Source organism: Microbacterium sp. Kw_RZR3 (genome assembly GCF_029222405.1).
Classification (GTDB): Bacteria; Actinomycetota; Actinomycetes; order Actinomycetales; family Microbacteriaceae; genus Microbacterium.
Genome location: NZ_JARHXC010000207.1, coordinates 1 through 10,548, shown reverse-complemented (window position 1 = coordinate 10,548; position 10,548 = coordinate 1). Strand labels below are relative to the sequence as shown.

The window sequence follows — 10,548 nt, the reverse complement described above, 5'->3', positions numbered from 1 at the left end:
CGGATGCCACGGCGTGCGAAACGTCGTGTTAAGCCATCAGGCGAACCGACTCGGCCTGCGGTCCCTTCTGGCCGGAGCCGACGGTGAACTCGACCGCCTGCCCCTCCTCGAGAACACGGAAGCCCGACATCTCGATGTTCGAGTAGTGAACGAAAACGTCCTGGCCGTCCGTCACGGTGATGAAGCCGTAACCCTTCTCGGCGTTGAACCATTTGACGGTGCCCTGCGTCATGCGAATCTCCTGTGTTGCTGGATGACGAGGTCAACGTAAGCACGCGAAGATGCGCGGAATCGGCCGTCAGCGGCATTGTTGACGTGCGTGCACCGAACTTTTTACGCCGCGGAAACACGCGGGCCGCGAGGGCGTCAGGGGGTGGGCTGGGCCGCCGCGCGATCGAGGCCGATCACGACGATCAGCCGCTTCTCGGCACTCTCGTCGTCGGGCGTGTTCGGGTCGTCGGTGGGCTGGAGGAAGTCGCTCTGCGCGACCTCGGCCCCTCCGATGGCGTCTGCGAGCCCCCGGGCGGCCTGCTCGTCTTCTGGGCGCAGGTAATAGATGGTCGTCGTCGCGAAGTCGGTCGTGTCGGAGTCGCCGGTCTGGACCGTGTCCGCCGCCCACCCCGCCGCGATGATCTGATCGCGCAGGTTGCCGGCGAGACCTTCGTCGGACGTGCCGTTGAGCACGACGACAGAGTACGAGGGGTCGATCACCGCCGGGGTCGTGGGGACGATCGTCGGCGTCGCGACGGGCTCGGAGCCGAACGAGATGCGCCCCGAGACCACGAGCGTTCCGAAGATGCCGACGGCGATGAGGACCACGGTGGCCACCGCCGCCCACAGGAACACGACCCAACCCCGGAGATGCGGGTTCTCAGCGCGGTGCGCACCGACGCGGCCGGATTCGGCGGGGAGGTCGTCGAAGCGATCCCGAGGGAAGGTCGATCTGGCCATTGGACGATGCTACCGGTCGTTGCCTTTGCGCCCCGTCACAGGGTCGCGGCGCGGTCGAGCCGCGTGCGCGGGTCGCCGTCACGCAGACGCCGCAGACGACGAACGAGCATCGGGTCGTGCGCGAGGGCCTCGGGGCGGTCGATCACTCGCCCGAGCAGCTGGTAGTAGCGCGCGGGCGGCATGTCGAAGGCGCTGCGGATCGCCTCCTCCTTCGCACCCCCGTGCCGACGCCATTCACCCTCGAAAGCGAGGATCTCGCGGTCGCGGTCGGAAAGAGGCACGGCGCCACGCTACTGCGCGGCGGAGCGGATCCCGGGATGCCACGCCACCCACGCCCCGAGGGGATCCACGCCCCCGAGCACGTCGCCGTCGAGCGCGAGCGCGAAGCCGTCCGAGCGCACGTCCGGCGGGCTCGTCCATCCGTCGTGGAGTCCCGGTGCGTCGAGGGTGATCCAGCGTCCGGCCCGCCGCGCAGCGGTGATCACGTCCGCGCGCCCGGCACGGGGGACATGCGCGAGGACGCCGGGCGTCGTGACGACGAGCGTCGCCTCTCGCGGGGCGTCCGCGGCGAGCGCCGGCAGCGTGGCGGCGCCGTCACCCTCGACGAGGCGCGGAGGATCGGATGCCGCGATGTCGAGCGCGGCGACGATACGCTCACGCCGTCCCTCCTCCCCCGGCCACACCAGTCCCGTCAGCCACGCCCGGTCCTCCGCGTCGCGGGCGTCGAGGGGGTTCAGGTCGATGCCCGCGCGCCAGACGATCTCGGGCATCCGCAGGGGCGGGAAACCGTCGAGGTCGCACTCGAGCACGACCTGGCTCGGTCCGTCGACCGGGTCGAGAGCGACCACCTCCGCGCCCCGGCGATAGCGGTAGGAGTAGCGATCGGGGTATAGACACAGCCCCGCGCTCGCGCCGACCTCGAGCAGCGCGATCGGCCCCTCGATGAGCGAGAGCGCCGGCAGCAACGCCGCACAGCGCTGGGGTTCGTTCGTCTGTACGCTCCGACGATCGCACTCCGCGACGAGGGCGTCCGCGTGAGCGACCACCCAGTCCGCCCAGGCGTCGACACCGTCCGGTGCACCGAGGAGTCGCATCACGGCGAACACGAGCGGCGGCTGGCGGTGCGTCTCCGCGATGCGCGCCACGACCTCGGTCACCTCGGCATCGGCGACGACGCGCTCCGCCCAGATCGCATACAGCACCGACCGACCGGGAGCCTCATCGCGCGCGAATCGGCGGTAGCGATCGACGACGGTGGTCACGGCATCCTGGTGCATCCGAGAATTCTCTCTCGCCGACCTGATCGGCGTCCGGCACGAGAGAATAGGACGTGAACGAAGGGGACCTTGCAATGACATATGCCGTCGAAAAGTCCGACGACCAGTGGCGCGAGGAGCTCTCGCCCGAGCAGTACGCGGTGCTGCGGCAGGCGGGGACCGAGCGCGCGTGGACCGGTGAGCTCCTGGACGAGAGCCGCGCGGGCCTCTACACGTGCGCCGCGTGCGGCGCCGAGCTGTTCCAGAGCGGCACCAAGTTCGACTCGCACTGCGGGTGGCCGAGCTTCTACGAGTCGGTGCGGCCCGAGGCCGTCGAGCTGCTCGAAGACAACAGCCACGGCATGCAGCGCACCGAGGTGCGCTGCGCGAACTGCGGATCGCACCTGGGCCACGTCTTCCCCGACGGCTTCGGTACGCCCACCGGCGACCGTTACTGCATGAACTCGCTGTCGCTCACCTTCACCCCGGAAGAGCAGGCGTGAGCGCGCTCGAGGCGATGCGCGACCGTCGGTCGTGGTCGAAGGTCACGGATCTCGCGCCGACGAGCGTCGAACTCGAGGCCTTCGTCGCCGCGGCCGGTCGCGTCGCCGATCACAAGTCCCTGCGCCCGTGGCGGATCATCGAGATCCGCGGGAGCGATCGCGACATCCTCGCCCGCGCATTGAACAAGGCGGACGGCAAGAAGGGCCATTCCTCCAAGCCGCGCCGCGCCCCGCTGATCCTCGCCGTGGTCGCCGACGTGTCGTCGAAGAAGATCCCCGCGTGGGAGCAGGAGGCCGTGGCATCCGGCGTCGCCCACATGCTGAGCCTCGCGCTCGACGAGGCCGGCTTCGGCGTGTTCTGGCGCACCGACGACAAGACGCGCAGCAAGTCACTGGCGAAGGCCCACGGCCTGAAGAAGGGCGAGGTCCTGCTGGGGTGGCTCTACGTCGGCGGCAAGCCGCAGCGCTCGCGTCCGGTCCGCCGGAAGACCGTGGATGCCACGAAGCACATCTCGCGACTGCCCGGGACCAAATCCCGGAAGAAGGCGAAGGGCGAAGCCGCCGCTCTCTGAGATCCTGCCGCGTGACGCCGTCGGTGACGTGATCGCCGGCGGCGTCAGCGTGTGCGGCGGCGCCACGGGACCGCCGCGACCGCGACACCCAGGAGGGCGGTTCCCGCGGCGAGGAGGGCGATCGGTGTCGAGGGGGCCGCGGGCGCCGGCCAGAACGCGTCGAGCACGACCGACGTGCTCAGCAGACCTGTGACGGAGCCGAGGCCGAGCAGGAGCACTCCGGTGCGTCGCACGATCTGCGCCGACAGGAAGATGTAGACGACGCCGATCGTCCCGCCGAGATACAGCCATGGATCTGCCGGGAGAGCGCGAGGCGGTCCGGCGAACCCGATGTGGATGGCGGCAGCGGCGATCAACACGATCGTGCCACCCAGGAAATTCACGAGGGTCGCGGTGAGAGGACTGTCGACGCGCACCCGCAGCCGCCCGTTCGTGCCCTGCTGCCACGACACTCCGGCCCCCGCGACGACGGGGATCAGGATCATCCAGAGCGGAACGCTGCCGACCGCTCCGTCCGCGAGACAGACGCCGACCCCCGCGATCGCCAGGAGGGCGCCGATCAGGCGGGGGCGGGTCACCGCCACCACGCCGGCCGGACCGTAGCCGGCCCGATCGAGCGCGAGTCCCCCGCTGGTCTGGCCCGCGACGAACCCGACGGTGAACAGGGCGACCCCGATCGCCCCGACGGTCAGCCCCTGGCTCGCGACGGTGAAAGCGCCAGCGGCTCCGCCCAGCAGCATCCACACCGGTATCGATCGCGCTCGCACCCCCGCGAGCAGACGACCGATCCCGCGCCGCCCGGCAGGAAGCACCAGGGCGATCGCCAAGACCACGACGAGCCCGGAGCCGAACGAGACGGCTCCCGCGAGGACGCCGTCGTTCAGCGCCGCGCCCAGGCTGCCGTTCACCCGCGTCTGCACCGCGGTCATCGCCCCCACCGCGACGGCGCCACCCACGGCGGCGACGATCGACCCGCGCTGCGCCATGGTGCTCTCCTCGCGGCCGCTCGCCGTGAGGGCCATCGTCGATCGTACGACGCCTCACGCGCCGCCACGGGAGCCGACGGTGCTCGTCGCCTCGCTCAGCGGGCGTGCGCGTCGTTCCACATCACCCGGAGCACGTCGGCGAGGGTGTCGACCGCGACCCCCTCGGCGACGGCCGCGTCGACGAGGGTGCGAAGCTGCCGGGTCAGGTCGGCCGGCAGCGGAGCGACACCCGGCGCAACGCGCGTCCCCGATCCCACCCGGCTGACGATGAGGCCCTCGTGCTCGAGAGCCCGGTACGCCTTCTGCACGGTGCCGGGCGCGACACCGAAGTCGGCGGCGGCCTGCCGGACGGTGGGCAGCTTCTCCCCCGCTCCGAGCCGGCCCGACAGGATCAGACCGCGGAAGAAGCGGTGCAGATCGATGGGAGCGGTGACGTTCTCGGGTCGCGTGCGCGTGGCATCCGTCATGCCGGTACCTCCACCGGCGAAGCGGAGCGCCGCGGTCGGGCGCGGACGAGACCGATGGCGCGGACGACCAGCAGCGCCAGGAGCATGCAGCCTCCGATCTGCAGGAATGGTGCCACGAAGCCTCCGGCGAGGATCAGGTCGGCGTGCGGGAGCGAGACGTCGTGGCGCGCCTCGGCACCCGAGTCCGTCATGACGGTCATGGTCGTGACCGCACTCGAACGCGCCATGTGCAGCAACCCACCGAGCACGACCAGCATCACAGCGAGAGCGAGCGTGACGAGGTCACGCGCCGCATCGGACCGGCCGGACCGTTGCGCCTCGAGCCGGACACGGTCCGAGAACGGACGCACGGCGTTCCGATGCAGGGCGAACACGACGGCCGCGGCGAGCGCGACCACTCCCGCGAGCAACGGGATGCCATAGGCCCAGCCGGGGAAGACGGTCACGATGGGTGGCGCATCGACGTTGGGCACGTCCAGGGCCACGTGAGCGGCGACGCCCGGCTCGAGCGCGGCGGACGTCTGGCCGAAGACGACGACGACGCACGCGGTGACGGCCATCAGCGCGAGGAGGATCCGGATGCCAGGGCGGGAGCCGAAGGTCGTCCAGGTGCGCCGGGCGATCGACGTCGCGTCGACGGTGCGCCGCGGTACCTTCGTCCGCAAGGGTGCGCCCCAGATCGCCATCCCCGCCGCAGCCGCGATCGGCGCGAGGGCGAACCGCCACCACGACACGGTGGCCGACATGTCGAGAACGTAGCCGCGCAACACGAGGTCGGCGATCCAGACGACCCCGACGACGAGCGCGATCGCGCCGACCGCGACCCGCTCCTCACGGAGGACGGTTCGCCCCGTCGAGCTCCCGCGCCGCACCCGAGCCACGACGAGAGCAAGCGCGACGCCGAGCGCGGCACAGACCACGGGCGACGACAGCAGCCCCCAGACGATCTCCCACGGGGACGCCTGCAGCATCCGGTTCCACATGTTCCACAGATTTTCGGGGTTCACGGCAACCACCTTTCGTGTCACATTCTTAGCCAATGCGTGCCACAAATGCGACACAATTTACGAGCGGGCGCCAGAGAGGCCTTCGAGACGGACTGACCGCCACGTCGATGTCGACGTCACCCTCACGAATGCGTCAGGCTGTCCCCGTGACCCAGCTCCGCCCCGGCCCCCATGACGTATCGCGCATTCTCGGAGACCTGACCGCGTCGTCGGGCACCGATCGCGAGTTCCTCGCTCATGCTGAACTGCATCTGCCCCGTCTGCACGAGCTCTTCGTCCGCCTCTACGGCGAGCGGTACGACGGACTCGAGCGCTTGGCATCCCTCGTCGACCTCGCCCACCGCTCCTGGGCGGAGCGTCCCGCGGACCTCCGCGCTCTCGACCGCGCGCGCGACGGCGAGCCCGATTGGTTCGAGAGCGAGAGCATGCTCGGCGGCGTCTGCTACGTCGACCGGTATGCGGGCGGACTCAGTGGCATCCGGGATCAGATCCCGTACTTCCGCGAGCTGGGGCTGACCTACCTGCACCTCATGCCGCTGTTCGAGAGCCCCGAAGGCAACAGCGACGGCGGTTACGCGGTGTCGAGCTACCGACGCGTGAACCCCGCGCTGGGAACGATGGAGGAGCTTGCCGCGCTCGCCGCGGACCTGCGCCGCGCGGGCATCTCTCTCGTGGTCGACTTCATCTTCAACCACACGAGCAACGAGCACGAGTGGGCGCAGAAGGCCGTCGCCGGCGAGGCCGGTTACGAGGACTTCTACCTGATCTTCCCCGACCGCGAGATGCCCGACGCCTACGAGCAGACGACGCGCGAGATCTTCCCCGACGACCATCCGGGGTCGTTCGTGCAGCTCGATGACGGCCGGTGGATCTGGGCCACGTTCTACCACTTCCAGTGGGACCTGAACTACGCCAACCCCGCCGTCTTCGAGGCGATGGCCGGCGAGATGCTCTTCCTCGCGAACCAGGGCGTGGAGATCCTGCGGATGGATGCCGTGGCCTTCATCTGGAAGCGACTCGGAACGACGTGCGAGTCACTGCCGGAGGCGCACCTGCTCCTGCAGGCGTTCAACGCCGTGCTGCGGATGGCGGCGCCCGGTCTGCTGTTCAAGTCCGAGGCGATCGTGCATCCCGACGAGGTCGTCTCGTACATCTCGCCCGACGAGTGCCAGATCTCCTACAACCCGCTGCAGATGGCCCTCACCTGGGAGGCCCTGGCCACCCGGGACGGCCGCCTGCTGCAGCAGGCGCTCGAGCGTCGGCACGCCCTCCCCGAGGGCACCGCGTGGGTCAACTACGTGCGCAGCCACGACGACATCGGCTGGACCTTCGCCGACGAGGATGCCGCCGAACTCGGCATCGACGGCTACCCGCACCGGCGCTTCCTCAACGATTTCTACGTCGGTCGAGCGGACGGGACCTTCGCCCGCGGGGTGCCGTTCCAGGAGAACCCGCGCACCGGCGACGCCCGCGTCACCGGCACCACGGCATCCCTCGCGGGAATCGAAGCGGGCGACGCGGGCGGCGAAGACCGTGTGATCCTCGCGCACGCCCTCGCGCTGTCGACCGGGGGCATTCCCCTGCTGTATCTCGGCGACGAGGTCGCCCAGCTGAACGATTACGGATACCGCGACCGCCCCGACGAAGCCGGGGACAGCCGGTGGGTGCACCGCCCCTTCCGTCCCGTGCAGGGCTACGCCGACCGAATGGATGCCGGGACCCCGGCGGGTCGGATCTTCGCTCGACTGACGCGCCTCATCGACCTGCGGCGGGCGACGCCCGAGTTCGCGGGCAACGAGCTCATCGCCTTCGACGCGCACCACGATTCGGTGGTCGGCTTCCTGCGCCCGGGGGCGGCGGGCAGCTCGGTTCTCGTTCTCGCGAACGTCGGCGATCACGCCGTCCACATCGCCCCGCTGACCCTGTCTGGACTGGTCCCCGACGCCGTGGACCTCGTCGAGGGCGTCAAGGTCTCGCTCCGGCCCGGCCGCACGCTTCCCGCGCACGGGGTCACCTGGCTGCGGGTCGCGCTGCGCTGAGGCGCCTCAGCCGGTGTACCAGCTCAGCGAGACCTCGCGTACGTCGAAGAACCCGCGGCGGGCACGCACGAGCGTGAAACCCTCCGCACTGAGGGCCCGGGCGTACTCTCGCGTGAGGCGCTCGTGCTTCACTTCCTGCCAGCCTGCGGGGTAGCGGTAGGCGTGGGTGACGACGCGTGGGCGAGCCATGAGAGTCCTCCTCACGTGCAGGATGCCACCGCCGCCGGCCCGTGAGGCATCGACGACGTTCCGATCGTGTGAACAATCGGTCAGAGCCGGCCGTGAGCGAGCCAAGCCCCTCGCGAGGTTGGACACGACGGGGAATCGAACGTGGTGCCGGCTACAGGACTTGAACCTGCAACCCCCGTATTACAAGTACGGTGCGCTACCAATTGCGCCAAGCCGGCAGGCGTCCCAGTCTAGCTATGCGCGAGCTAGCTATGCGCGGGAGCGCCTCCCGCGCAGCCCCGGGTCAGCCCGCGGGCGTCGCCGTCGGGGTGGCGGAGGGCGTGGGGGTCGGCGTCGCGGTGGAGTAGTACGCGTTGCTGTCGATGGTCAGGACGAACTGCGCGAACTCCTTCGGGTCGTCCATGTGACCCACGTACGGAGTGCCGTTGACGAGCACGGTGGGCAGCGTGGTGAGCGCGAGGCCCTTCGTGTCGGGCAGGCCCTTGATCGCGCGATCGGTCGCGGCCTTCGCCCAACCGGTGAAGGTCTCGTCCTCGATGCACGAGCGCACCGTCGCGACGTCGCTGACCCCGGCGCCCTGCGCCATGTCGGCGAGCTGCTGGTCGCTGTAGCCCTCGGAGTCGACGGCGGGCTGGTTGGTGAGCAGCTCGTGGTTGAAGGCGAAGAAGCGATCCGACGCGTGCGTTGCGACGCAGGCCGAGGCGCCGGCGGCGCGGAGGCTGTACTTCGTGCCGTTCGACTTGGAGGTGAGCATCGCGACCGGGTAGTACGTCAGCTTCGCGGCATCCTCGTCGACCCACTTGGAAAGCTGCTCCGCGTTGGCCACCTGGAACTCACGGGCTTCAGTGGAGAGGTAATCGACGTAGACGCGGATGTCGACCGGAGCGGCCGTCGACGTCGGGGCCGGCGTCGGGGTGGTCGCGGGTTCCGGAGTCGCGGACGGGGTCGCTCCCGCAGCGAGCGTCGACGCGTCGCCGTCGACCGCCTGGGGCGCGAGCGGGTCGGGGACACCGGTCGCGCTCGACACCAGGAAGCCGTCGTCCGTGGCCGCGGCCGGAAGCGCCTGCGGACGCGAGCCGTTCGACGACACCGCGTACGTCACCGCGACCGCACCCACCGCGACGACGGCCGCGGCGCCCACGCCGATCAGCGAGCGGCGAAGGACGCGCAGGCGAGCCTGGCGCGCCTTGACCTGCTGCGCCTTCTCACGCACCGCCTCACGGCGATCGCGTTCGGCGGGCACATTCGGCGTCTGGTCGTTGGACATGGAACCTCTCGGGCACGGCGGTGCCGCAACAAATCTGGGGATCGCTCGGGTTGGGGCGAACGAGCATCGATGCTAGCCAGGCTGGCTGAGAAAAGCCCAGACGCATGGCATACTGACCCTGCGCCCACCGTCGAGCGCGCGGGGTCGCCCCCGCTCATTCCATTCACTACGGATCGTCCGGCACGTACCTGCCGGTGAAGGAGAAGAGAACATGGCGTCCGTCACATTTGACAACGCAACCCGTCTGTACCCCGGTGGCACCCGTGCCGCCGTCGACAAGCTCAACCTCGAGGTGGGAGACGGCGAGTTCCTCGTCCTGGTCGGCCCCTCCGGTTGCGGTAAGTCCACGTCGCTCCGCATGCTGGCCGGCCTCGAAGAGGTCAACTCGGGCCGCATCCTCATCGGCGACCGCGACGTCACCGACGTCCCCCCGAAGGACCGTGACATCGCCATGGTCTTCCAGAACTACGCGCTCTACCCCCACATGACCGTCGCCGAGAACATGGGCTTCGCGCTCAAGATCGCGGGCGTCGGCAAGGAAGAGCGCGCCGCGCGCGTCCTCGAGGCCGCGAAGCTCCTCGACCTCGAGCAGTACCTGACCCGCAAGCCGAAGGCCCTCTCGGGTGGTCAGCGTCAGCGTGTCGCCATGGGCCGCGCGATCGTCCGTCAGCCCCAGGTGTTCCTCATGGACGAGCCGCTGTCGAACCTCGACGCCAAGCTCCGCGTCCAGACGCGTACGCAGATCGCGTCGCTGCAGCGCCGCCTCGGCGTCACCACGGTCTACGTCACGCACGACCAGACCGAGGCGCTCACCATGGGCGACCGCATCGCCGTGCTCAAGGACGGCCTGCTCCAGCAGGTCGGCACCCCGCGCGACCTGTACGAGAAGCCGAAGAACGTCTTCGTCGCCGGCTTCATCGGCTCGCCCGCGATGAACCTGTTCTCGGTCGACCTCGCCGAAGGCGGCGTCCGCTTCGGCGACCTCGTCGTCCCCGTCGAGGCCGACGTCATCGGCAAGGCGCACGGCTCCGAGGTCACCATCGGTGTCCGCCCCGAAGACATCCAGGTCGCTCCGGCCGACGGCCGCGGCCTGTCGGTCGTCGTCGACCTCGTCGAGGAGCTCGGCGCGGACGGCTACCTCTACGGCCACACCGACATCAACGGCAAGCGCACCGACCTGGTCGCCCGTGTCGACGGCCGCCGCCACCCGAACGCCGGTGAGACCGTCGTCCTGGCTCCGGTTCCCGGGCACGTGCACGTGTTCGACGCCACCTCGGGCGACCGCCTGACCGACAAGGCCATCGCCTCGGC

General features: G+C 70.0%; 13 protein-coding genes and 1 tRNA gene. 4 read left to right on the top strand and 10 right to left on the bottom strand.

All coding sequences use genetic code 11. The annotated features are described in order from the left end of the window. Positions 1-28 precede the first annotated feature (28 nt). The 4 genes from P2P98_RS11495 to P2P98_RS11480 all read right to left on the bottom strand — a co-directional run bounded on the left by P2P98_RS11495 (position 29) and on the right by P2P98_RS11480 (position 2,228). On the bottom strand, positions 29-232 hold the full coding sequence (locus P2P98_RS11495) for a cold shock domain-containing protein (protein ID WP_013585848.1): 204 nt from the start codon (positions 230-232) through the stop codon (positions 29-31). A gap of 134 nt (positions 233-366) precedes the next feature. Then, positions 367-951 (bottom strand): LytR C-terminal domain-containing protein, encoded by a 585-nt coding sequence (locus P2P98_RS11490; RefSeq protein WP_275799930.1) that lies wholly within the window; start codon positions 949-951, stop codon positions 367-369. A gap of 35 nt (positions 952-986) precedes the next feature. Next, positions 987-1,232, bottom strand: coding sequence for a DUF3263 domain-containing protein (locus P2P98_RS11485; RefSeq protein ID WP_058614745.1), 246 nt, complete (start codon positions 1,230-1,232; stop codon positions 987-989). Positions 1,233-1,241: 9 nt separating this feature from the next. After that, entirely contained in the window at positions 1,242-2,228 is a 987-nt protein-coding gene (locus P2P98_RS11480; protein WP_275799928.1) for a DUF2332 domain-containing protein, read from the bottom strand. Positions 2,229-2,302: 74 nt separating this feature from the next. Here P2P98_RS11480 and msrB point away from each other — a divergent pair, with 74 nt between their 5' ends. Both msrB and P2P98_RS11470 read left to right on the top strand, forming a co-directional pair. After that, positions 2,303-2,710 (top strand): peptide-methionine (R)-S-oxide reductase MsrB, encoded by a 408-nt coding sequence (gene msrB, locus P2P98_RS11475; protein WP_275799926.1) that lies wholly within the window; start codon positions 2,303-2,305, stop codon positions 2,708-2,710. A gap of 14 nt (positions 2,711-2,724) precedes the next feature. Next, positions 2,725-3,282 (top strand): nitroreductase family protein, encoded by a 558-nt coding sequence (locus P2P98_RS11470; RefSeq protein ID WP_058597329.1) that lies wholly within the window; start codon positions 2,725-2,727, stop codon positions 3,280-3,282. Positions 3,283-3,326: 44 nt separating this feature from the next. On the opposite strand, the gene P2P98_RS11465 is transcribed toward P2P98_RS11470, so the two are convergent. Genes P2P98_RS11465 through P2P98_RS11455 form a run of 3 tightly spaced genes read right to left on the bottom strand, consistent with a single transcriptional unit; the run spans position 3,327 to position 5,742 of the window. Next, entirely contained in the window at positions 3,327-4,304 is a 978-nt protein-coding gene (locus P2P98_RS11465) for a DMT family transporter (RefSeq protein WP_275799924.1), read from the bottom strand. A 59-nt stretch (positions 4,305-4,363) separates the two neighbouring features. Then, on the bottom strand, positions 4,364-4,735 hold the full coding sequence (locus tag P2P98_RS11460; RefSeq protein WP_275799922.1) for a GntR family transcriptional regulator: 372 nt from the start codon (positions 4,733-4,735) through the stop codon (positions 4,364-4,366). Next, on the bottom strand, positions 4,732-5,742 hold the full coding sequence (locus P2P98_RS11455; protein WP_275799919.1) for a hypothetical protein: 1,011 nt from the start codon (positions 5,740-5,742) through the stop codon (positions 4,732-4,734). The genes P2P98_RS11460 and P2P98_RS11455 overlap by 4 nt, the downstream gene beginning before the upstream one ends. Positions 5,743-5,939: 197 nt before the next feature. On the opposite strand from P2P98_RS11455, the gene P2P98_RS11450 reads away from it, so the two are divergent. Continuing rightward, positions 5,940-7,781 (top strand): alpha-amylase family protein, encoded by a 1,842-nt coding sequence (locus P2P98_RS11450; protein ID WP_275799932.1) that lies wholly within the window; start codon positions 5,940-5,942, stop codon positions 7,779-7,781. A 6-nt stretch (positions 7,782-7,787) separates the two neighbouring features. On the opposite strand, the gene P2P98_RS11445 is transcribed toward P2P98_RS11450, so the two are convergent. The 3 genes from P2P98_RS11445 to P2P98_RS11435 form a co-directional block, all read right to left on the bottom strand. After that, complete coding sequence (locus tag P2P98_RS11445; protein WP_275799917.1) at positions 7,788-7,970, bottom strand: alternative tryptophan synthase beta-subunit; 183 nt, start codon at positions 7,968-7,970, stop codon at positions 7,788-7,790. 142 nt (positions 7,971-8,112) lie between these two features. Further along, positions 8,113-8,188 (bottom strand) — tRNA-Thr (locus P2P98_RS11440). Positions 8,189-8,253: 65 nt separating this feature from the next. Then, positions 8,254-9,237, bottom strand: a complete 984-nt coding sequence (locus P2P98_RS11435; protein ID WP_275799915.1) for a thioredoxin domain-containing protein — start codon at positions 9,235-9,237, stop codon at positions 8,254-8,256. Between the two features lie 211 nt (positions 9,238-9,448). On the opposite strand from P2P98_RS11435, the gene ugpC reads away from it, so the two are divergent. After that, positions 9,449-10,548: sn-glycerol-3-phosphate ABC transporter ATP-binding protein UgpC (gene ugpC, locus P2P98_RS11430; protein WP_058597443.1), on the top strand; the 1,100-nt coding region annotated here is incomplete at its 3' end.